General features: G+C 71.8%; 24 protein-coding genes. 12 read left to right on the forward strand and 12 right to left on the reverse strand.

Annotated features, from left to right (window positions below):
• Positions 1-40 precede the first annotated feature (40 nt).
• The 3 genes from AWQ68_RS14265 to AWQ68_RS14275 are packed head-to-tail and all read left to right on the forward strand — an operon-like array spanning position 41 to position 2659.
• Positions 41-817 (forward strand): SDR family oxidoreductase, encoded by a 777-nt coding sequence (locus AWQ68_RS14265; RefSeq protein ID WP_066940481.1) that lies wholly within the window; start codon positions 41-43, stop codon positions 815-817.
• Between the two features lie 58 nt (positions 818-875).
• Entirely contained in the window at positions 876-1502 is a 627-nt protein-coding gene (locus AWQ68_RS14270; RefSeq protein ID WP_066940484.1) for a TetR/AcrR family transcriptional regulator, read from the forward strand.
• The gene (locus AWQ68_RS14275; protein ID WP_066940487.1) at positions 1502-2659 is read left to right on the forward strand and encodes an acetyl-CoA C-acetyltransferase; all 1158 of its coding nucleotides are present in this window, start codon (positions 1502-1504) and stop codon (positions 2657-2659) included. The genes AWQ68_RS14270 and AWQ68_RS14275 overlap by 1 nt, the downstream gene beginning before the upstream one ends.
• A gap of 25 nt (positions 2660-2684) precedes the next feature.
• Here AWQ68_RS14275 and AWQ68_RS14280 read toward each other — a convergent pair whose 3' ends face one another.
• Positions 2685-4196, reverse strand: a complete 1512-nt coding sequence (locus AWQ68_RS14280; protein WP_066940490.1) for a hypothetical protein — start codon at positions 4194-4196, stop codon at positions 2685-2687.
• Positions 4197-4669: 473 nt separating this feature from the next.
• On the opposite strand from AWQ68_RS14280, the gene AWQ68_RS43550 reads away from it, so the two are divergent.
• Positions 4670-5023, forward strand: coding sequence for a PadR family transcriptional regulator (locus tag AWQ68_RS43550; protein WP_169808917.1), 354 nt, complete (start codon positions 4670-4672; stop codon positions 5021-5023).
• 193 nt (positions 5024-5216) lie between these two features.
• Here AWQ68_RS43550 and AWQ68_RS14290 read toward each other — a convergent pair whose 3' ends face one another.
• The gene (locus AWQ68_RS14290; RefSeq protein WP_066940496.1) at positions 5217-5495 is read right to left on the reverse strand and encodes a hypothetical protein; all 279 of its coding nucleotides are present in this window, start codon (positions 5493-5495) and stop codon (positions 5217-5219) included.
• Here AWQ68_RS14290 and AWQ68_RS46440 point away from each other — a divergent pair.
• Positions 5464-5616 carry an alpha-amylase inhibitor gene (locus AWQ68_RS46440; protein WP_505781160.1) on the forward strand — a complete coding sequence of 51 codons (153 nt, stop codon included), beginning with the start codon at positions 5464-5466 and terminating at the stop codon, positions 5614-5616. The two genes, AWQ68_RS14290 and AWQ68_RS46440, sit on opposite strands and share 32 nt — an antisense overlap.
• Before the next feature lie 54 nt (positions 5617-5670).
• On the opposite strand, the gene AWQ68_RS46170 is transcribed toward AWQ68_RS46440, so the two are convergent.
• Genes AWQ68_RS46170 through AWQ68_RS14330 form a run of 9 tightly spaced genes read right to left on the reverse strand, consistent with a single transcriptional unit; the run spans position 5671 to position 12832 of the window.
• The gene (locus tag AWQ68_RS46170) at positions 5671-5778 is read right to left on the reverse strand and encodes a DUF6893 family small protein (RefSeq protein WP_373281521.1); all 108 of its coding nucleotides are present in this window, start codon (positions 5776-5778) and stop codon (positions 5671-5673) included.
• A complete protein-coding gene (locus AWQ68_RS14295) occupies positions 5775-6659 on the reverse strand; it encodes a hydrogenase maturation protease (RefSeq protein WP_245655905.1) in 885 nt (294 codons plus the stop codon). Before AWQ68_RS14295 ends, AWQ68_RS46170 begins: the two co-directional genes overlap by 4 nt.
• A gap of 1 nt (position 6660) precedes the next feature.
• Positions 6661-7707, reverse strand: coding sequence for a hypothetical protein (locus AWQ68_RS14300; RefSeq protein ID WP_066940499.1), 1047 nt, complete (start codon positions 7705-7707; stop codon positions 6661-6663).
• A 7-nt stretch (positions 7708-7714) separates the two neighbouring features.
• Entirely contained in the window at positions 7715-8362 is a 648-nt protein-coding gene (locus tag AWQ68_RS14305) for a DUF6084 family protein (RefSeq protein ID WP_066940502.1), read from the reverse strand.
• A gap of 18 nt (positions 8363-8380) precedes the next feature.
• On the reverse strand, positions 8381-8647 hold the full coding sequence (locus AWQ68_RS14310; protein ID WP_245655906.1) for a hypothetical protein: 267 nt from the start codon (positions 8645-8647) through the stop codon (positions 8381-8383).
• A complete protein-coding gene (locus AWQ68_RS14315; protein WP_218006874.1) occupies positions 8644-9351 on the reverse strand; it encodes a DUF5947 family protein in 708 nt (235 codons plus the stop codon). Before AWQ68_RS14315 ends, AWQ68_RS14310 begins: the two co-directional genes overlap by 4 nt.
• A 10-nt stretch (positions 9352-9361) precedes the next feature.
• Positions 9362-9961 (reverse strand): NifU-related iron-sulfur-binding protein, encoded by a 600-nt coding sequence (locus tag AWQ68_RS14320; RefSeq protein WP_066940505.1) that lies wholly within the window; start codon positions 9959-9961, stop codon positions 9362-9364.
• A 10-nt stretch (positions 9962-9971) separates the two neighbouring features.
• On the reverse strand, positions 9972-11768 hold the full coding sequence (locus tag AWQ68_RS14325; RefSeq protein ID WP_245655907.1) for a nickel-dependent hydrogenase large subunit: 1797 nt from the start codon (positions 11766-11768) through the stop codon (positions 9972-9974).
• A gap of 17 nt (positions 11769-11785) precedes the next feature.
• Positions 11786-12832, reverse strand: a complete 1047-nt coding sequence (locus tag AWQ68_RS14330; protein ID WP_066940511.1) for an NADH-quinone oxidoreductase subunit B family protein — start codon at positions 12830-12832, stop codon at positions 11786-11788.
• A 338-nt stretch (positions 12833-13170) separates the two neighbouring features.
• Between AWQ68_RS14330 and AWQ68_RS42445 the strand changes: the two genes are divergently transcribed.
• From AWQ68_RS42445 to AWQ68_RS14360, 7 genes are all read left to right on the forward strand, one after another.
• Positions 13171-13317 (forward strand): hypothetical protein, encoded by a 147-nt coding sequence (locus AWQ68_RS42445; protein ID WP_157545299.1) that lies wholly within the window; start codon positions 13171-13173, stop codon positions 13315-13317.
• Positions 13314-14276, forward strand: coding sequence for a 5-dehydro-2-deoxygluconokinase (gene iolC, locus AWQ68_RS14335; protein WP_066940514.1), 963 nt, complete (start codon positions 13314-13316; stop codon positions 14274-14276). Before AWQ68_RS42445 ends, iolC begins: the two co-directional genes overlap by 4 nt.
• Complete coding sequence (locus AWQ68_RS14340) at positions 14269-15165, forward strand: Cgl0159 family (beta/alpha)8-fold protein (protein ID WP_066940517.1); 897 nt, start codon at positions 14269-14271, stop codon at positions 15163-15165. Before iolC ends, AWQ68_RS14340 begins: the two co-directional genes overlap by 8 nt.
• The gene (gene iolD / locus AWQ68_RS14345; RefSeq protein WP_066940520.1) at positions 15162-17036 is read left to right on the forward strand and encodes a 3D-(3,5/4)-trihydroxycyclohexane-1,2-dione acylhydrolase (decyclizing); all 1875 of its coding nucleotides are present in this window, start codon (positions 15162-15164) and stop codon (positions 17034-17036) included. The genes AWQ68_RS14340 and iolD overlap by 4 nt, the downstream gene beginning before the upstream one ends.
• A gap of 332 nt (positions 17037-17368) precedes the next feature.
• Positions 17369-18145, forward strand: a complete 777-nt coding sequence (locus AWQ68_RS14350) for a nuclease-related domain-containing protein (RefSeq protein ID WP_066940523.1) — start codon at positions 17369-17371, stop codon at positions 18143-18145.
• Between the two features lie 96 nt (positions 18146-18241).
• Entirely contained in the window at positions 18242-19120 is an 879-nt protein-coding gene (locus AWQ68_RS14355; protein ID WP_066940526.1) for an alpha/beta fold hydrolase, read from the forward strand.
• 345 nt (positions 19121-19465) lie between these two features.
• Complete coding sequence (locus AWQ68_RS14360; protein WP_066940529.1) at positions 19466-20974, forward strand: MFS transporter; 1509 nt, start codon at positions 19466-19468, stop codon at positions 20972-20974.
• Between the two features lie 100 nt (positions 20975-21074).
• Here AWQ68_RS14360 and AWQ68_RS14365 read toward each other — a convergent pair whose 3' ends face one another.
• Positions 21075-21752 carry a TetR/AcrR family transcriptional regulator gene (locus tag AWQ68_RS14365; protein WP_066940533.1) on the reverse strand — a complete coding sequence of 226 codons (678 nt, stop codon included), beginning with the start codon at positions 21750-21752 and terminating at the stop codon, positions 21075-21077.
• Positions 21753-21783: the final 31 nt, after the last annotated feature.

Consider the following 21783-nt stretch of genomic DNA (forward strand, 5'->3'; position numbering starts at 1 on the left):
GTAGAGTAAACCATGTGAAGCTCACTGAGGAGGGTCGGGAATGAAGCCGTCCTACGTTCCGGGCCACGGCCTGCTGCGCGACCGGGTGGCCGTGGTGACCGCCGCCGCGGGCACCGGCATCGGCGGCGCCTGCGCCCGCCGCATGCTGGAGGAGGGCGCCCGTGTGGTGATCAGCGACGCCCACGAGCGGCGGCTGTCGGAGGCCCAGGCCACTCTGGAGAAGGAGTTCGGCCCCGGCTCGGTGACCGCCGTCCCGTGCGACGTGACCTCGGAGGAGCAGGTCCAGCGTCTGTTCTCCGAGGCCGAGGAGCGCTTCGGCCCGCTCGACGTGGTCGTCAACAACGCCGGTCTCGGCGGCACGGCCACGCTCGTCGAGATGACCGACGAGCAGTGGAACAAGGTGCTCGACGTGACGCTGAACGGCACCATGCGCTGCACCCGCGCCGCGCTCACCCGGATGCAGCCGCGCGCGCGTGGCGTGATCGTGAACAACGCGTCCGTCATCGGGTGGCGGGCCCAGGAGGGGCAGGCGCACTACGCGGCGGCCAAGGCCGGCGTCATGGCGCTCACCCGGTGCGCCGCCCTCGAGGCCGCGCCGTACGGCGTGCGGATCAACGCGGTGGCCCCCTCGCTGGCCATGCACCCCTTCCTGGCCAAGGTCACCACCGAGGAGCTGCTGGACGAGCTCACCAGGCGCGAGGCCCTCGGCCGGTACGCGGAGCCGTGGGAGGTCGCCAACGTCATCGTCTTCCTTGCCAGCGACTACTCCTCGTACATGACCGGCGAGGTGGTCTCCGTGTCCAGCCAGCACCCCTGAGCCGGTCCGCCGACCGTTCCCCCCTGGCCCCTTACGGCACCGAAAGGCCCACCGATCCATGAGCCCACGTCGCCGAGACTCCGACAGCACCGCGGCCGCGCGGGCCGAGCGGCGGGCCGAGCTGCTCGCCGCGGCGGCCGAGGTCTTCGCCTCCCGGGGATACGCCGTCACCACCGTGCGCGAGGTGGCCGACGCGGCCGGGATCCTCGGGGGCAGCCTCTACTACCACTTCGACTCCAAGGAGTCGATGGCCGACGAGATCCTGTCGGCGTTCCTCACCGACATGTGGGCGGCGTACGAGGAGGTGCTCGGCGCGGGGCTCGGCGCCGGCGCGACCTTCCGCGCCCTGGTCGGCGCGTCGTTCGAGACGATCCACCGGCACCGCCCCGCCGTCGTGATCTACCAGAACGAGTCCAAGCACCTGGCGACGAACCCGCGCTTCTCGTACCTGCTGGACAACCAGCGGCGGTTCCGAGAGGTGTGGCTGTCGGTCCTCGACCGGGGCGTCCTGGACGGCGAGCTGCGCGCCGACCTCGACACCGGCCTCATCTACCGGTTCATCCGCGACACCGTCTGGGTGGCCGCGACCTGGTACCGCTGCGACGGCCCGCTGCCCGCCGACGAGATCGCCAGGCAGTACGTCGCGATGGTCCTCGAAGGGATCCTTCAACCTAAGGAGTTGTGATGGCGGAGGCGTACATCGTGGAAGCGGTGCGCACCCCGGTCGGCAAGCGGGGCGGCGGCCTGTCCGGCGTGCACCCGGCCGACCTCGGCGCGCACGCGCTCAGGGCACTCATGGCCCGCTCGGGCGTGGACCCGTCGGCCGTGGAGGACGTGGTGTTCGGCTGCCTCGACACCGTGGGCCCGCAGGCCGGCGACATCGCGCGCACCTGCTGGCTGGCGGCCGGGCTGCCCGAGGAGGTGCCCGGCGTCACCGTGGACCGGCAGTGCGGCTCGTCCCAGCAGGCGCTGCACTTCGCCGCGCAGGCCGTCATGTCCGGGACCTCCGACCTCGTGGTCGCCGGCGGCGTGCAGAACATGTCGCAGATCCCCATCGCGTTCGCCTCGCGCGGCGCGGCCGACTCGCTCGGCTTCACCGAGGGCCCGTACGTCGGCTCGCTCGGCTGGCAGGCCCGGTACGGCAAGCAGGACGTCTCCCAGTTCCGCGGCGCCGAGATGATCGCCCGCGACTGGGACATCTCCCGGGAGGACATGGAGGCGTTCGCCTACCGGTCGCACATGCGCGCCATCCAGGCCATCGACGAGGGCCGCTTCACGCGTGAGATCGAGCCGATCGAGGGCGTCAAGGACGACGAGGGCCCGCGGCGCGACACCAGCCTGGAGAAGATGGCCGGGCTGAAGACCCTGGAGGAGGGCGGGCGGCTCACCGCCGCGGTCGCCTCGCAGATCTCCGACGGCGCCGCCGCGCTGCTCATCGCCTCCGAGGAGGCGGTCCGGACGCACGGCCTGCGGCCGCGCGCCCGCGTCCACCACCTCTCCGCCCGCGGAGAGGACCCCATCCGGATGCTCTCCGCGCCGATCCCCGCCACCGCGTACGCGCTGAAGAAGGCCGGGATGCGCATCGAGGACATGGACCTGGTCGAGATCAACGAGGCGTTCGCCTCGGTCGTGCTGGCCTGGCTCAAGGAGACGGGCGCCGACCCCGAGCGGGTCAACGTCAACGGCGGCGCGATCGCCCTCGGACACCCGCTCGGCGCCACCGGCGCCCGCCTCATGATCACCCTGCTGCACGAGCTGGAGCGCACCGGCGGCCGCTACGGCATGCAGACCATGTGCGAGGGCGGCGGCCAGGCCAACGTCACGATCATCGAGCGCCTCTGATCCGGCCCGGCCGCCGCGCCGCGCTCTACCTGTGCTGCCGCGGCTCGGGTGCGAGGGCGCTCGGCGGCCGGTAGAGGTACCACTGCTCGGTCGCCGTCGTGATCAGCGGGGTCCGCCGCCAGGACGTCAGGAACGCGGCCGGGGTGTCCTTCCTGTTGCTCAGCACGCCGACCCAGTCCCCGCGGACGAGCGCGGCGTCGATCTGCCGGGGAAGCTCGTAGCCGCCGTAGTCCTTCGTGATTCCGACCATGCCGCAGCCGGAGAGGTAGCCGACCTGGATCGCGGCGTGGCCGTACAGGAAGCACGGGCGCGAGATGCCGAGGCCGTGCAGCGCCTCGGCGGCCAGGCGGTCGGGCTCCCGGGCCGCGCCCTCGATCTCGGCGCGCTCGAGCAGCGTGCCGCCCTGGAGCACGAAGAACGCCAGCATCGCGGCGGCGACCAGTACCCGGCCGACCCGGACCCGGGCCACCGACGCGAGGCCGCAGGCCACGGGCAGGGCGAGCAGCGCGTACGCCGGAAGGAGGAAGCGCGGCGCGGCGTACCCGATGGTGAAGATGTACGACAGCGCGAGAGCGGTCCCGGAGGCGGTCGCGATGAGCAGCGGCCGCCTCCGGGACGGCTTGCGCACCGCCCACAGGCCGACCGCCGCCAGCACGGGGATGGCGGCGAACCACGCGAGGTGGCCGAGCGGGATGTCGCCGCAGGGGTGGCCGAAGCGGCACAGGATGGGGCCGTCCAGCGCCCGCAGATGCTCGCCCAGGCTGAAGTGCAGCCCGGCCTCGTTCTTCGCGCTCGCCGCGGACAGCCGCGCGAGCGGGCCGCCGTAGCTCAGCGCCGCCTCGACCAGCCACTCGCCCCAGCCGACCGCGAGCCCCACGACGACGGCCGCGACCTGCCGGAGCCGCCGGGTCGCCAGCCCGTACACCACGAGGGGGAGCGCCAGCCAGGACGCGTCCGTCGGGCGGACCAGCGAGGCGATCGCGAAGGCGATCGCCAGTCCCACCAGCGCCCCCCTGCGCTTGGTCTGGCAGAACAGGGCGACGCCGCCGACCGCGCAGAACGCGACCCAGATGTTCGGCATCGCCTCGCTGCCGTAGAAGAGCGACGTCCACAGCCCGGCGAACAGCGCGGCCGCGGCGGGGACGGCGGCCCCCGGGCGCAGCCGCACCCAGGGCGCGTACGCGAGGAACAGGCCGAGCCCGGACAGCAGGCTGAGGTAGACGCGGATGGCGATGACCGACGAGGTGAACACGGTCACCGGCGCGACCAGGAGCGGCACGCCCCGTGCCCGCGGCGCGCTGAACCAGGCCGGGAGGATCCCCGGCCTGAACTGGCTGACGTAGATGCTCTCGTCCCAGCCCAGCCCGACCCGGGCCGTCACCATGAGCTGGACCGCCGAGTAGCAGACGGCCACCGCGGCGAGCGCCAGGTACCAGCGGCGCGAGGCCGCCCAGGCCCGGATCCCCTTGCGGGAGGACAGATCCGGCGCCGGCGTGGAGCCGCCACGCCGTGCGGCGGTCTCCGTAAGCTGATTCATCGTATTTCTCCCCGTCACAGCCGGCTCAGGTTTCCCTCCTGGCTCGGCGAATCATCTGCGCCAGATTAGTTAGCGCTTCTTCAGCGACCGTCGAGCATCGGGTAAAGGCAGGTTTAACTCCGCCGCCGGGGGTTACGAACCGGATTTTCCCGGCCGTCGTCCGGGGTTCGTTCGCGCACGTCGTCCGGGTTCCAGGGCGTACACGTCGCGCGCCGGGCGTTGAGGGGCGTTCCGTCGGCGTGATCGCGACGACTCCTGGGGAAATGATGAAATTCCGGATAATTCCCCTCGTGTGGGCTTTTGGGGAAGCCCGGGTATTCACCGGCATGATTCGGGGATTTCGACGGTCGAATTCCCGGACGTCCCCGCCCGCGTTCCCACAGCGGCGGCCAGGCAGGTCCGCCCTGGGGGGCCGGTCGCCGCCGGCGCCTCGGGAACGACGAGCGGCCGAGGAACGGTGGTGCGGAGTGAGCATGTGGGAGCCGAAGAACCTGCTCAGCCCGTGCCTGCTCCTGCTGCTCGGCGAGCGCCCCGACCACGGGTACGAGCTGGTGCGACGGCTGCGTCCCCTCGGCATCGTCGACGGCGACACCAGCACCGTCTACCGCACGCTCCGCTCGCTGGAACGCCACGGATGCCTGTGCTCCGACTGGGCGCCCTCCGGCACGGGACCGGCACGGCGCGTCTACCGGATCACCGCCAAGGGGCAGGCCGAGCTGCTGAGCTGGCTCGGCACGCTGGAGGAGACGCGCAGGAGGCTCGACTACTACATGCGCCGGCTCGCACCGCTGATCGAGAACCGCCGATCCCACCCCGACGGTGTTTGATGGCGCTCGCTGTGTCTATTTGCGCTCGCTGCGCTCGCGCGGGCTCGGGGCGCCTTGAGGCGATGTCTTCCCTCGTCGCTCGGAGTCGCTCGTCCCTCGCTCCCCGCTCGCTCCTCAGTCCAGACACCGCCGCGCCCCTCGCGGGTGTGTGGTTGGCCTGGTGCTCGTAGCGGCGGTCGAAGCCGGAGTGCCTTCACCTGATGACGCGTAGTGATATACGGCGCGTATACGGATATGTCAGATCCTTGCTCGAGTCGGTGAAATTCCGAACCGGCAGCGAGGCAAAGGAATGGATCATGAAGTTCAGAAGGGCGACAACCACGATCGCCGCCACGCTGACAATCGTAGCCGGAGGGCTGGTGACCGCGTCGTCGGCGCTGGCACAGCAAGCTCCGAGTTGCATAACCACGAAGACGTCAAGTTCTGGCCTGACGAGGACGGTGACCGCAACGAACAACTGCGGTGTCGACATGCACCTCGTGATCGTTTGGCAATACGCAACCGATTCCGACTGCCTTGGTGTCGGGGCGGGGTATGCCATCACCTCCCAGCGGGCCTACCCCGCCAAGTTCATCAGGGTGGACCGCTGTTGATCGGCGTCCTGGCGGCTGCCCCTCGCGGGTCCTGGCCTTGCCGCGTTCGGTGGGCTACATCCGTTTGATTCTGAGGTAGCGGCGGATGTCCGGCCACTGCACCACGACGAGCGCCAGCGTGACGCCGGCCAGGACCGCGGCGGTCACCTTGAGCTTCTTCATCGGTGCGCACTCCCTTCCTCCTCCGGGATCTCTCCCGGACGTCCGTCACGACCGGCTTCGCCCGCGTCGGCGACCAGGCCGGCCGCCACCGACACGACCATGCGGGCCGCGTCGTCGACCGCGGTCCGCACCGGGACGCTGAGCTCGACCAGGACGTCCTCGTCGGGCGTCCCCCTCAGCACCGCCGCGGGCTCGCAGCACAGGACGAGGACGCGCGGGGGGATCCGGCCCAGCTCCCGGGCGAGGCGCAGCACCTGCACCGGGTCCATGCCGTGCGTCTCCACCGGCGTTCCGCCCTCGTCCGAGAGACGGGGCTCCAGGAGGGTGAGCGTTCCCGGGCGCTCCCCGCGCGGCGCGGCGTCCACGAACAGCACGGCCGCGTAGTCCCGCTGCAGCGCGTACGCGAGGTCCATGCCGCGGATCCCGAAGTCCACGACGTCCACCCCCGTCGGCAGCTCGGGCGGCCGGGACTGCTCCAGGCGGCGCACGACCTCGACGCCGAAGCCGTCGTCGCCGAGGAAGATGTTGCCGATCCCGGCGACGAGGACGCGGACCGGCCGGGCGGCGGCGACGGCCTCCTCCTCGACGACCGGCTCCACCTCCTCGGCGGCGTAGAAGAAGCGGTGGCCGGGAAGCCGCGCCTCACCGAGGTCGCGGCCCGGGTCGTCCTCCAGGGTGACCGCGAGGTGCGGCCGGCCCTCGTCGTCCTGCTCGACGGCCTCCACGACCGCGATCCGTCCGGCGAGCGCGAGGTCGAAGATGTCCGCCCGGGAGGACCTCGGCCGCAGCCGCACCCTGCTCCCCGGGCCGACGGGCACGCCGTCGACCTCCACCGTGCCGGGCCCCCGCCTCTCCATGCGCGCCCAGAAGTCCATCGTCATGTCACGGCCCCTCCTCGGCCATCGGGCGTACGGGCCGGACCGGGCGGATGTCGCGCAGGGTGCCGTGCAGCCGCATGAGCTGCTCGGGCGTCAGCGCGGCGCACCGGTCCAGGATCTCCCGTGCGCGGGGGTCGCCGTCGCGGATCTCGCGCTGCTCCTCGTCGGTCAGCGACAGCACGCTCAGGGTCAGCAACTGGTCGATCTCGGAGGCGTCGAAGAGGTCGCCCGGGCTCTCCGGCGCGATCTCGGGGTGGTCGTACAGGATGATCGGCGCGGAGAGCATCGTGTCGCGCGTGCCGGAGGGGCCGACCAGGACCGGCCAGACGCCGACGTTGCGGCATCCCTCGGCGAGCGGCCGCAGCTCGTCCGGCGGGTCCATGAGCGAGACGAAGCCCGTCCCGCCCTGCGTCCGCAGCACGGTGTGGCAGGACAGGAGCGTCCGTTTCAGCGCCTCCTCGCGGGAGTCGCCCTCCCATCCGCTCGTGTTGACCACCAGGACGGTGAGCCGGAAGACCCCGGGGGCCGGTCGCTCGGCGCGGATCTCCACCTCGCCGCGCACCTTGCGCCAGGCGCGCACGATCGCGCCGACCCGCCGCCCGGACGGCTCCGACAGCCACTCGACCTCGCGTCCGGCGGGGAAGTCGACCTGCTCGCGGTGCGGACGCTCCACGAGGCCGCCGAGGGTCAGTCCGGGCACGTGGACCTCGCGTTCGGTCGCCTCCTCGTGGGCGACGTGCCGCAGGTCGCCCGCGGTCAGCTCCGGGACCGTCTCCAGGCGCAGGCCGTGGCCGTCGTCCCGGGGCCGGGCCGGGTCGCACGTGAGCGCGTGCAGGAAGCGCACCTCCACGTCGATCGCGTCCTCGGGCGCCGCCTCCACCAGGCACTGCGTCTGCGCGTACCACGCGTCGCCGTCCTCGGCGCAGAACGCCCTGGGGTGGAGGCCCCCGATGGTCCAGCGGTGCCGGTTCTTCAGCGCCGACCGGCGGTAGGGCCACAGCAGGTAGCCCTCGTACAGCACGGCCTGGGCGATCCGTCGCACGTCGTCCACGGCCCGCTCACCGCCCTTCCAGCAGGGCGGAGATCACGTCGTCCCAGCCGGTGAGCGTGTTGCGCACCTTGTAGGCGTAGAGCCGGTCGAAGACCGAGCGGTCCAGGCGCAGCCAGGCGCTGCCGGGGAAGTAGTGGTCCATCAGGTCCTTCCAGACGCGTACCGGCATGGTGAACTCGGCCTCGGTGTCCCACGGGACGCGGGCCGCCCGCAGCAGCCCGCCCTCCAGGTAGAAGATCGTGCCGCTGAAGAGGAACTCCAGCGGGACCTCCCCGTCCGGCAGGGCGTGCAGGTATTTGGCCGCCACCACGTCGAAGTCGTACGTGCAGGTCACCGGGATCTCGGCGACGCAGCCGCCGTCGTGGAAGGCGGGGACCCGCGCGGTGGCGTGCGTCCACAGGAGGCTGCGCAGCGTACGGCCCCAATCTCGCGGCGGGCCGAACAGCTCGGCGAGGCGCTCCCGCGCCTCGTCGTCGTAAGGGCGGCGCGCCGCCGCGATGCGGATCTGCGCGTGCAGGTCGAGCGAGCGGATCTCGGCGGGGCCCGCGCTGTCGAGCCGCGCGTGGAACCGGAGCGTGGGGACGGCCGCGAACTCGGCCGCCTCCACGCCCTCGACCGTCACCCGCAGCGCGGGCGGGCAGGCCGTCGTCGTCATCGGAAACTCGCCTCCTCCTCAGGCCGGGGAGAGGTTCGGCATGCGCGGGTCGATGGGGTCGCGCCTGCCCGGGTTGATCCCGGTGGACCGCGCCGCGGTCGAGCGGCCGTCGGGGAGGTGGCCCCGCTGATGCTCGTAGTGCCCCGCCGCGTTGCCCTCCTTGATCCCCTTGATGTGCGCGGTGAAGTCCGGGCTGACCATGGCGCGTCCCGTCCTGATCGCCTCGGGCGCCCGGCCCTTCCCGATCTTGGATTTGATCTTGGTCGCGGCGCTCGACTTCGTCATGGCCGGGCTCCTTCCGGTCGGTTCCCGTCGCGTGTGCCGCCGCGGGCGTCCACGGTCGCGGCCCCGCGGCGCAGGCCGGCGAAGAAGGCGGTGATCTCGCGCCAGACCTCCGGCCCGCCGGCCAGGCCCTTCCAGTGCGTCCGGATCAGGCCCACCAGCGCGTAGCAGTCGTCGATCGGCACGATCCAGTGGTCGCGCGCGTCGCCCGTACGGTCGACCAGCAGCGCCTCCACGTCGGGGGCCAGCCCGCCGAGCACCGGGTTGGCCGCCTCCAGCCGCGCCCAGGTCGCGCGCGCCAGCGGCGACTCGACCGCGCCTCCCGGGCTGGGGTAGAGGAGCACCGCCCGCCGCGCGGCCGAGTCGTGGAAGAAGAACGCCATCCGGACGGGGATGCGCAGGGCGTCCCATGCCGCGTCGTCCAGTGCGAACCCGCGCAGGTACCAGCGGCGGTCGGGAACGGCCCGGTATTGCCCGCCGCCCGATCCGGGCCGGTCGAAGAGCGTCGCACAGGGGCGGCACGCGCAGCGCAGCTCGCGGCTGGACAGGTCCACCAGGTGCCGGTGCCCGTCCGCGACCGGCGTCGCGCACAGGTCGCACCGCTCGACGGCCGCCGGGGCGTCCGCGCCCGTGGCGTTCTGCGGCGCGGCGTCCTGGGGCCGGGTGAGATACCGGCGCAGGGAGTCCATCGTGATCCGTCGTTCCATCGCGGCCGCCTCACGACGTCCCGGCGCCGGAACGGCCGCGCAGCAGGCTGTCCACGGGGATCACGGCCGCCGGAGGGGCCGCCTCCTCGATCTCGACCCGCGCGATCTCGGGCGCGGCGTCGCGGATCGCCTCCTCCAGCGCGGCGCGCAGGGCGGGCACCGCGGAGCGACAGCCGCCGCGGCGGCGCAGCCGGACCCGGGCCACCGGGCCGCCGGGGGCCGCGTCCGTTTCGTCGTCCCCCGGGCGGCCCTCCGCCTCGACCGCGACCAGCTCGGCGTTCGCCCCGCCCAGGCGCGGGGCGGCCCGCTCCACCGCCTTCCGTACGCGGGTCTCGACATCCGACGGGTGCAGGCCGTGCAGCAGGAGCAGGTGCCCGACCAGCTCGTCAGCCGCCAGCGCGTTGCCCAGTGAAGCGCCGCCCGCGGTCACGGCCGCCGCCATGATCCGCGCCAGGCCCTCGCCGTACAGCTCCAGCAGCGGCTGGAGGAGCTCCGCGACGGTGGCGCGGGCCTGCGGGTCCGTCATCGACTCGACCCGCTGGAGCAGCTCCTCCACGCGGTGCGCGCGGTCGGCGGCCTCCTCGTCCGTCAGCGGGATGTGCGCTGCCATCGGTCTCACCTCAGCCCGACACGCTCGTGCCCAGTGTGGGGGAGTGGACCTGCCTGAGCACCCTGCCCTCGCCGAGGTACATGTGCACGCCGCACGGCAGGCAGGGGTCGAAGCTGCGCACCGTGCGCATGATGTCGATGCCCTTGAAGTTCTCCGGGCCGTTCTCCTCGAAGATGTGCATCCCCTGCACCGCGTCCTCGTACGGACCGGGCGTCCCGTAGACGTCCCGTGGGCTGGCGTTCCACGGCGTGGGCGGGTACGGGTGGTAGTTCGCGATCTTGCCGTCGCGGATCACCAGGTGGTGCGACAGCACGCCGCGCACCGCCTCGTGGAAGCCGACGCCGAGCCCCTCCTCCGGGACGTCGAAGTCGGTGAAGACCTTGGTGCGCCCCGCCCTGACCTCGCCGAGGGCCTGCTCCACGAAGTGCACCGCCATCGCCGCCGCGTACGCGATGAAGTAGACGCGCGCGCGGTCCCGCTCGATGGTGTTGGACCACTTCGGGATCTTCCACTCGAACTGCATCTCGGGGAGCTGTCCGCTCTTGGGCAGGTTGATGATGACGCTGTGGCCGGTCGCCTTGACCGTTCCGGTGTCCACCAGCCCGGCGAGCGCCGTGGTCCAGAGGCGGGCGATGGGGCCGCCGCCCGTGTCCAGCGCGAGGTAGTCGCCGGTGCGCGAGTCGTACCAGCGGGGGCTCATGACCCAGGAGTAGTTGCCGTTCTCCAGGTCGCGCTTCTGCGGCCGGGGCAGGGTCGTCTGGTTCCACGGGTGCCGCTGGTCCACCGGGTTGCCGAGCGGGTCGCGGGTGACGAACGTCTCCTCGTTCTCCCAGTCGTCGTAGTAGGAGCTGCCCAGCAGGATGCGGATGCCGAGGTTGATGTCGACCAGGTTGGTCGTGAGGAGCTGCCCGTCCAGGACGATGCCCGGGGTCACGAACATCGCGCGGCCCCAGTCGTTCATGGTGCGGTAGTTGTAGTCGACCACGCCGGGGTTCTGGAACGCGCCCCAGCAGCCGAGCATGATCCGCCGCCGCCCCACCTCCTCGTAGCCGGGCAGCGCCTCGTAGAAGAAGTCGAAGACGTCGTCGTTCATCGGGACGGCCTTCTTGATGAAGTCCAGCGCCCGCAGCAGCCGCACCAGGTAGTCGGTGAACACCTGCGGCGTCGCGACCGTCCCCACGCCTCCGGGATAGAGGGTGGACGGGTGGACGTGCCGCCCCTCCATCAGGCAGAACATCTCCCGCGTGAGCCGGCTCATCTGCAGCGCCTCGCGGTAGACCGCCCCGGTGAACGGGTTGAAGGCGCGCATGATGTCGGCGATCGTGCGGTAGCCGTGGATGTGGCCGTGCGGCGCCTCGGCCGTCTCCGCCCGGCGCAGCAGGCCCGGGTTCGTCTCCTTGACCATCTGCTCGCAGAAGTCGACGAACACCAGGTTGTCTTGGAAGATCGTGTGGTCGAACATGTACTCGGCGGCCTCGCCCAGATTGATGATCATCTCGCCGAGCGGCGGCGTCTTGATGCCGTACGCCATGTTCTGGGCGTAGACCGAGCAGGTGGCGTGGTTGTCGCCGCAGATGCCGCAGATCCGGCTGGTGATGAAGTGCGAGTCCCGCGGGTCCTTGCCGCGCATGAACACGCTGTAGCCCCGGAACAGGGACGACGTGCTCTTGCACTCCACGACTTCCTTGTTGCTGAAGTCGATCTTGGTGTAGATGCCGAGGTTCCCGATGATCCTGGTGATCGGGTCCCAGGACATCTCGACCAGCGTTCGCTGCTCCTCAGCCGCCTTCTGCGATCGGATTGCCACCGTGTCGTTCCCCTCTTCTACCGGTGCGGCCAGCGCGGCGCGTAGCCGCTGGTGAGCTTGGGCCGGTTGTGCCGCCAGCGGGGCTCCTCGTTGACCGTCGTGTTCGTGATCCCGCGCAGCCTGCGGATCATCCCCCCGTACACGCTGGACATCGCCGAGGAGATCTTGCCGCCGGGCGGTTCGTCCATGAACGGCATGAACTTGTCGGGGAAGCCGGGCATGGTGCAGGCGATGCAGATGCCGCCCACGTTGGGGCAGCCGCCGATGCCGTCCATCCAGCCGCGCTTGGTGACGTTGCAGTTGACCACCGGGCCCCAGCACCCGATGCGCACCTGACACTTGGGCGAGTTGTAGTCCTTGGCGAAGTCGCCCTGCTCGTAGTAGCCGGCCCGGTCGCAGCCCTCGTGGACCGTCTTGCCGAACAGCCACGTCGGCCGGAGCCGCTCGTCGAGCGGGATCATCGGCGCCAGGCCGGCGGCCTGGTAGAGCAGCCAGGTCAGGGTCTCCATGAAGTTGTCCGGCTGCACCGGGCAGCCGGGCACGTTCACGATGGGCAGCCCGCCCGCCGAGCGGAAGTCGGCCCCGAGGTAGTCGGCGAGCCCCATACAACCGGTGGGGTTGCCCGCCATCGCGTGGATGCCGCCGTACGTGGCGCAGGTGCCCGCGGCGACGACCGCCCACGCCCTCGGCGCGAGCCGGTCGATCCACTCGTTGACCGTGATGGGGTCGCCGGTGACCGGGTCGTTGCCCATGGACGTCCAGTAACCCTCGCCGTTGATCTTCTCGTTGGGGATCGAGCCCTCGACGACGAAGATGAAGGGGCCGAGTTCGTCCCGCGCGGCCTGGTGGAAGGCGGCCATGAACTCGTCGCCCACCTGCTGGGCCAGCACCTTGTTGTGCAGGTGCACCTTCGGCAGGCCGGGGACGAGGCCGAGGACGACGTCCTCGATGCTCGGCAGCGACGCGGCGGTCACCGAGACCGTGTCCCCGTCGCAGCTCATCCCCTCCGAGGTCCACAGGATGTGCACCTCGTCCAGCGCGGCGGTAACCGCTGGTGCGCTCATGGCCTACCCCTCTCTTGGCCACAGCGGGGCGTCACGCGCTGCGCGTGAACGCGGACGCCGTGTGCCTCAACGTCTATCAACCTCCGGCTGCCTTGGTAAGTGCGTCGCGCACCTAGCGTCACCCCGCTGACCTGCGGTTATTTGGCGGGTGGCGGCGGTCCCCGTTACCGGCTGCGGGGTTTGCCGGGAGGCGGGCGGGCGGCGGCTCGACGACGAACGATGCGCGCCCTCCCGGTCCGCGTCCCGGGGGTGCGAAAGTTAGTCAGAATGTCCTGACAAACTCTTGACGCTGCACCGTCGGTCATCTAGAACTGAAGGCCCCTGGGCAAGGAGTCGACATGCGTGTGGGTTCGCCGGTCCTGGGCCGCATCGGTGCGTTTCGTGCCGTCACCCTTGCCTCCCTCGTGGATGCGCCGGACGTTTCCGACGCCGACACGGGCGCGGCCGGTGTCGCGTTCGTCGCGTCCCTGAGGAGCGCGGAGTGACGGACGTGCTCACCATCGGCCGGGTCGGCGTGGACGTCTACCCGCTGCAGACCGGAGTGTCGCTGCGGGAGGTGGAGACCTTCGGCAAGTACCTCGGCGGCAGCCCGGTCAACGTGGCCGTGGCCGCCGCCCGGCTCGGCCGGTCGAGCGCCGTGATCACCCGCACCGGGGCCGACCCGTTCGGCCTGTTCGTCCACGACGCGCTGCGCGAGTACGGCGTGGACGACCGGTACGTCCTCGCGGTGCCCGGCCTGCCCACGCCCGTGACGTTCTGCGAGATCCGGCCACCGGAGGACTTCCCGCTCTACTTCTACCGCTTCCCCAAGGCGCCCGACCTGGAGATCCTCCCGTCCGAGCTCGACCTGGAGGCCATCGCGCGGGTGCCCCTGTTCTGGGCGACCGTGACAGGCATGTCCCAGGAGCCGTCCCGGGGCGCGCACTTCGCGGCCTGGCGCTCGCGCGGGCGCCGCCCGCACACGGTGCTCGACCTCGACTACCGGCCGATGTTCTGGCCGAGCATGGAGGCCGCCGCCGAGCAGGTACGCCGCGCCCTCCCACACGTCACCGTCGCGGTCGGCAACATCGACGAGGTCGAGGTGGCCACCGGCACGCGGGAGCCGTACGAGGCCGCGCGGGCGCTGCTGGCTGCCGGCGTCGAACTGGCGATCGTCAAGCGCGGCTCGGCGGGCGTGCTGGGCATGAGCAAGAGAGAGGCCGTGGAGGTGCCGCCGGTCCCGGTGGACGTCGTCAACGGGCTCGGCGCCGGCGACGCCTTCGGCGGCGCGCTCTGCCACGGCCTGCTCGCCGGCTGGCCGCTGGAGCGGATCCTGCGGTTCGCGAACGCGGCGGGCGCGATCGTCGCGGGGCGCCTGGCCTGCGCGCCGGCGATGCCCACGGCCGACGAGGTCGAGGCCGTCCTGTCAGGCGACTCTTCGAGGGGGGACGCGTCAGATGCGTGAGGAGGACTACCGCCGGCTGCTCGACGACCGCGCGTGGCGGCCCGGCCGGGTGGCCGACGCGGCCGCGCGGCGTAGGCGCCGGCCCCTGCTGGTCGACCGCGACCAACTCCTGATCATCGCGGCCGACCATCCGGCCCGGGGCGCGCTCGGCGTGGGCGCCCGTCCGATGGCGATGGAGAACCGGGCCGACCTGCTGGACCGGCTGCTGACCGCCCTGTCCCGGCCGGGCGTGGACGGCCTGCTCGCCACGCCCGACATCGTCGAGGACCTGCTGCTGCTCGGCGCGCTCGACGACAAGATCGTGATCGGCTCGATGAACCGGGGCGGCGTGCAGAACGCGGCGTTCGAGTTCGACGACCGCTTCACCGCGTACGACACCGAGTCCATCGCGGCCATGCGTCTGGATGGCGGCAAGATGCTGTGCCGCATCGCCCTGGAGGACACCGCCACCGCGGCCACCCTGGAGAGCTGCGGCCGGGCGATCACGGGCCTCGCCGGGCACGGCCTGATGGCGATGATCGAGCCGTTCTGGTCCTCGCGGACGGACGGAGTGGTCACCCACGACCTGTCGCCGGAGGCGGTGATCCGGGCGATCAGCGTCTGCCAGGGGCTCGGCGCCACCTCGGCCAGGACCTGGCTCAAGGTCCCGGTGATCGACGACATGGAGCGCGTCATGCGGGCCACCACGCTGCCGACGCTGCTGCTCGGCGGCGACCCCGGCCGGCACCCCGACCGGGTCTTCGCCTCCTGGGGCAAGGCGCTGCGGCTGCCCGGCGTGCGCGGCCTGGTCGTCGGCCGGGCGCTGCTGTACCCCCCCGACGACGACGTGGCCGCGGCGGTGGACACCGCGGCCGGCCTGCTGGAGATATCGGGAGGAACGTCATCATGAGACTCACCACGGCCCAGGCGCTGGTCCGCTTCCTGTCCCGGCAGTGGAGCGAGCGGGACGGCGTGGAGCGGCGGCTCATCGAGGGCTGCCTCGGCATCTTCGGCCACGGCAACGTCGCGGGCGTCGGCCAGGCGCTGGCCGAGCAGGGCGCCGGCGCCCGGTCGGCCCTGCCGTACTATCTGGCGCGCAACGAGCAGGCGATGGTCCACACCGCCGTCGGGTACGCGCGGGCGGCGAACCGGTTGTCCACCTTCGCCTGCACCAGCTCGATCGGCCCCGGCGCGACCAACATGGTGACCGGCGCGGCGCTGGCCACGATCAACCGGATCCCGGTGCTGCTGCTGCCCGGCGACGTCTTCGCCACCAGGGTCTCCGCGCCGGTGCTGCAGGAGCTGGAGGACCCGCGCTCCTACGACGTGACCGTCAACGACACGCTGCGCCCGGTCTCCCGCTTCTTCGACCGGATCAACCGTCCCGAGCAGCTCCCGTCGGCGCTGCTCGCCGCGATGCGGGTGCTCACCGACCCGGCCGAGACCGGCGCGGTCACGCTCGCCCTGCCCCAGGACGTGCAGGCCGAGGCGTACGACTGGCCGGAGGAGCTGTTCCGCGACCGGGTGTGGCACGTCCCGCGGCCGGTGCCGGAGCCCGCCGCGCTGGCCCGCGCCGTACGCGCGATCGAGTCCGCGCGGCGGCCGCTGATCGTCGCGGGCGGCGGGGTGAAGTACAGCGAGGCGTGCGAGGAGCTGCGGCACTTCGCCGAGAAGCACGGCATCCCGGTCGGCGAGACCCAGGCGGGCAAGGGCGCGCTGCCGTACGACCACCCGCTCGCGGCGGGCGCCGTCGGCCACACCGGCACCGCGGCGGCGAACGCGCTGGCCCGCGAGGCCGACCTGGTGATCGGCATCGGGACGCGCTACACCGACTTCACCACCGCCTCGCGCACGCTCTTCGGCGGTGCGCGGTTCCTCAACATCAACGTCGCCGCGTTCGACGCGGCCAAGCACGCGGGCGAGACGCTCGTCGCCGACGTGAAGGAGGCGCTGTTCGCCCTCGACGCGGCGGTCGGCAGGACGGTCGGCGCGCCGGCCTGGCGGGCCGACCCCGAGTGGTCCGCGCGCGCGGCCCGCCTCGCCGGCGAGTGGCGGGAGGAGATCGCCCGCGCCACGTCGGGCCGCGAGCTGACCCAGCCGGTGCTCCTCGGCGTCGTCAACGACGCGCTCAACGACCTGCCGGACGGCGGCGTGGTCGTGAACGCCGCCGGGTCGATGCCCGGCGACCTGCACCGGCTGTGGCGGCCGGGCGACCCCGACCAGTACCAGGTCGAGTACGGCTACTCCTGCATGGGCTACGAGATCGCGGGCGGGCTGGGCGTGAAGCTGGCCAGGCCCGACCGCGAGGTGGTCGTGCTGGTCGGCGACGGGTCCTACCTGATGATGGCCCAGGAGATCGCCACCGCCGTGCAGGAGGGCGTCAAGCTCGTCGTCGTCCTGGTCGACAACCACGGGTTCGCCTCCATCGGCGGCCTGTCGGAGTCGGTGGGCGCGCGGCGGCTCGGCACCGCGTACCGGCTGCGCGGCGACTCCGGCGAGCTGGACGGCGGCCCGCTCCCCGTGGACCTCGCCGTCAACGCGGCCAGCCTCGGCGCCGACGTGCTGACCGCCAGGGACCCGGACGGCCTGCGCGCCGCGCTCGCCAAGGCGCTCGCGGCCAGGACCACCACGGTCGTGTACGTCGAGCCGGTCCCGGCGGAGGGGCCGCCGGCCCAGGCCTGGTGGGACGTCCCGGTCGCCGAGGTGTCGCGCCTCCCGGAGACGCGGGCGGCGCGGGAGCGGTACGAGGAGCGCAAGCGCGACCAGCGGCCCTACCTCTGACAGGCCGGACACTGGAACTCCTCGTGGAGAGACGGACCTGACCACCTCGCGCGAGCCCGCCGCCCTCGCTCTGGAGGCGGTGCGCCCGCACGCGCGCGACGGCCGGGGCGGTGGAGCACCTGGGACCACAGCGGCGTCGGCGCACTTTCGCGTGTCCGGATGTGGCCGTGCCTGAGGGTGCCGATGAGGTCGCTTTGCGTAATGTGTCCAATGTTGACGTGGTGTGTGTAGCTTTGCCGGTTTAATTCACTTACCTCCGTCGGGCCTGGGCGATCTTTCGGGTATTGCGTGATCAAGCGCATTTCTCCCATTTCGTCGCTCGGGGGTGCCCTGTGCCCAGGAAATCCATCTATGTCGAGCAGGATGAGAAGTTCCACGGAAGCTCCCCACAGTGGTGGTACGAGCAGTTCTGGCATGAGGCCCGGCCCGCCCGGATCAAGCGACGACGCTGGGTCGCGGGCATCGGCGCCGTGGCCGGGCTCCTGTTGTCGATCCGGTTCGGGCTCCTGCCGGTTGTGGCGGTCCCCCTCGGCGCCGCCGTCGCGGCCGGAGGCGACCTGCTCTTGGTCTGGTGGGACCGCGAGTCCACCGCCGTGTGGCGGGGCAAACGGCGCGGCGAGATCCGCACCGGCAAGCTGCTCCGCCGCGCCCTGCGGCGGCGCGGATACAACGTGCTCGACGGCCGTGCCGTACCGGGGGAGACCTCGATCGACCACCTCGTGATCGGCCCCGGCGGGGTGTGGATCGTGGACAACGAGGCATGGGGTCCCGACGTCTACATCGCCCGCTACGGCGACCGGCTGTTCTTCGACGAGAAGTACGGCAGCGCCGTCGCCAAGGGGCTGACCGATGCCGCGGCCGCCATGTCCGAGCGGCTGAGCGGCGAGTCCGGCATCGAGGTGAGCGTCCAGCCGATCCTCGCGGTGCACGGCGGCAAGCTGTTCACGCCCGACGGACCGCGCGGGGTGGTGGTCGCCGAGGGGCTCGTGCTCGCCTATCCCCGGGTGGTGTCCCGGGTCGTCCTCGGCACGGGCGAGGCGGACTACGACGAGCAGGAGGTCGAGCTGCTCACCCGCACCGCCGCCCGGATCCTGCGCCGCGTGTTCTGAGGCCCTCGGCGCATCTCGGCACCGCCCGTGTACGGCCCGGCCTGCGGAGGAAAACCGGTTGGCCGGGCGGCGGGCGCGTGCCTACCATGGCCGGTCGTGATTCATGGAGTGAGCGCCCCGGACCTGCTCGGCGAGACGGAACTGCCCGACGGCCGCCCGCTGGGATGGGCGCAGTGGGGGCCGCCGGAGGGCACCCCGGTGCTGTTCTTCTCCGGCGCGGCGATGGGGCGCGGCCTCGGGTTCGGCGCGGACGCGCTCGGCCGGCTCGGCGCGCGGCTGATCGCGGTGGACCGCCCGGGGCTCGGGGCGTCCGCCCCTCTCCCCGGCCGGACGCTGGAAAGCTGGGCCGCCGACGTGGCGCGCCTCGCCGAACGGCTGGAGCTGCCGGAGTACGGCATCGTCGCCTTCTCCCAGGGCGCGCCGTTCGCCCTGGCGTGCGCGGCGGCGGGGCTGCCGACGGCGGTGGCCGTGGTCTCGGGGCAGGACGATCTCACCTACCCGGCCTTCGCCGAGCTGCTCGACCCGGGCCTGACCGATCTGCTCCGGGCCGTGGCCGCCGACGCCGAGGGGTTCGAGAGGGAGTTCGCCCGCGAGGCCGACGCGGCGATGATGTGGCGGCTGGTCGTCGGGACGAGCTCCGACGTCGATCTGGCCGTCTACACCGATCCGGACTTCGCCGCGGTCTACCGCGCGTCGCTGGAGGAGGGCTTCCGCCAGGGGCCCGCGGGGTACGTCCGCGATCTCGTCCTGGCCTTCGGCCACTGGCCCTTCGACCCGTCCTTGATCACCGTTCCCGTGGACCTCTGGTACGGCGGGCATGACGCGAGCAGCGTCCACTCCCCGGACCACGGGGCCGAGCTGGCGCGCCGGATCCCCGCCGCGCGCAGGCACCTGTTGCCCGAGGCGGGCGGGTCGCTGCTGTGGACCCACGCCGAGGAGATCCTGACGTCCCTGCTGGACGTGGTGCGTCGCTGACCCCGGCACGGCGTTCAGGGGCGTGCCGCGCCGACCGGCCGCGCTGCTCTCGCCCCGCGCCTTCCGGTGACCGGGAGCACCCTGCCGGGCCGGCCCGCCGTACGGACAGCGTGCCGGTCGGCCGGGCGGGACGGCCGGGGAGCGCACGGAGGGCACGGAGGGCAGGGGATCGCGGCGCGATGCTGGCAACCTCCCTACTCCCGGTGGGTGAGACACCCGGAGCGATGCCTTTCACCTGTGACTAGCGTCACGCGCCATGGGGCCCGGGAGCCGCGGAACGGCCCGGAACGTCCCCCTCTTCCTCCTCCGGAACACTCTTTCTCCCCCCGGAACAAAGGATCCGCGATGGCGCTGAATCTGAATCCATCACATGGTGCGGTGCCCAAGGGCCGCCTGTTCGCCGTGCTCGGCCTGATCGTCCTGTTCTCGGAGATCGCGACCTTCGAGATCCTCATGGTCTACCCGGCGCTTCCGCACATGGCCACGGCCTTCAAGACGCTGAACATCGCCTGGGCCGCCTCCATCGTCACCCTCGCCGGAGCGACGGTCAGCCCGCTGGTCGGCAAGGCCGCGGACAGGTGGGGCAAGAAGCGAATGATCATTGTGCTCGGCTGCGTCTTCGTCATCGGCAGCCTCATCTGCGCGGTCGCGACGTCCCTCCCGATGCTGCTGGTGGGCAGGGCCCTGCAGGGAGGCCTCGTCGGAGTCGTCACGCTCTCCTACAGCTTGGTCCGCGACATCGTGCCGCGCGACATCGTCCCCATCGCGCTGGGAGTCGTGGTAACCGGCATCGGGATGTCGGCCATCGCGGGGCCGTTCCTCGCCGGCTGGCTGATCGACGGCTTCGACTACCGGGGGGTCTTCTGGTTCATGGCCGCCTACGTGGTGGTTCTGCTGCCGCTGTACGCGGCTCTGGTCCCGGAGAGCCCGGTCCGTGTCGACCGGCCGATCGACTATCTCGGCGTCGTGCTGCTCGGCCCGGGCATCGTCATCGTGCTGATGGGTGTGGGCAACGCCAAGACAGCGGGGTGGGGCTCGGCGTCCACGGCGACGATGCTGCTCGTCGGGATCGCGATGCTGGTCGCGTTCGTGTTCCGGCAGCGGGTGGCGCGCAATCCCCTGATTGACCTGAACGTGCTGCTGGGGCGCAGGTTCGGCCCGACGGTGCTGGCAGTGTCCTGCGTGGCGTACATGATGAACGCGCACGCGCTGATGATCCCCGCGATGTTGCAGACGCCGAAGGGCGTTCCCGGACTCGGCTACGGCGCCGGGCTGACGGCGACCCAGTTGGCGATCTGGACCTGCTGGCTGGGCATCGTGTCGATGTTCGTGGGCCCGCTCGGCGGCTACCTGGCCAAAAAGATCGGGGCGCGCCAGGTCCTGCTCGCCTCCGCGGTGCTGTTCCTCCTGGCGATGTTCCTGGGTAGCCGGCTGTTCAACGCGCAGTGGCAGGTTGCGATCATGAGCGTGACGGCTGGTTTCGCGGTGGGCTTCCTTCACTCGTCGAACGCCAACCTGATCCAGGACGCGCTTCCGCCCTCGCAGAACGGCGTGGGAACCTCGATCAGCGGTATGTGCGCACTGCTCGCCGCCGGTATCGCCACCACCCTCACCGGCATCGTCATGTCCAAGCACGTGCTGACGGTCGACCAGCACACCCGATCCGTGCTGTACGCCGACAGCGCCTTCACCCAGGGGTACCTCTACGCCGCGGTCGTCGGCGTGGTCGGTCTGGTGGTGGCCCTGGTCATGAAGCACGGCCGCCAACCCGCCCAGGGCGGGTTGACCGAGCCCGGGAACGACGCCCGGCCGACTGAGGACGCCCGTCCGCACGGCGCCGGGCGCGGCGCCTGAGGACGGCCTCCTGGCCGAGGTCAGGGTGGGGGCCGGGAACGCCTTCCGGTAACCGGTACCTGGGCTCTCGCTCCGGCTCCCGCCGCCCCCGACTGTGTCCTCACCCCATGAAGTCGTGTCGCGGGGGATGTGGGGCGCGGAGCAGTGCTGACATGCTCTCGACGAGGTCCGCCACAACGTCGCCGAGAGTGGCGACCGGGCCGTCGGAGACCGCCAGTTGACGCTCGTGGTCGGCCAAGACGCGAATCACGGTCAGCGCCATCCACCGGGTCCGTCGCTCGAACACCTCCTGCGGCAGATCGGGCAGTCGTGACTGCAGCCGCTTCAGCATGTAGGCGTTGCCGGGCAGGTTCTGACCGCCGTACGTGCGGGGATCCCGCAGGATGGGGTGGTCGATGGCGCCGGCGAGGAAGCGCAGATACCAGGTTCGCCCAGGACCCTTCGCCATCGACTCGGCCAGCGGAAGCACGAGCAGCCGGACGAGTGACTCGATGCCCGCGGGTTCACCGGCCGCCTCCAGCTCAGCGACCAACTCCATGCGCCGCCCGTCGATCGGCGCCGAACGGTGGCGCACGATCGCGTCGATCAGCCCGTCTTTCGACCCGAAGTGGTACTGGGCGGCCGAGTTGTTGCGCTGGCCCGCGTTGGCGCCGACGGTCCGCAGCGAGACCGAGGCGAGCCCGTTCTCGGCGAAGAGCCGTTCCGCCACCTCGATCAGCCGGATCCGGGTGTCCTGGTGCTGGTTCTCCTGGCTCTGGCTCGCTACGGGGCCGGTCATGTGGGGTCCTGCGCGGACAAGCCGTTGATTG

This window comes from Microtetraspora fusca (assembly GCF_001570365.1).
Lineage (GTDB): Bacteria > Actinomycetota > Actinomycetes > Streptosporangiales > Streptosporangiaceae > Microtetraspora > Microtetraspora fusca.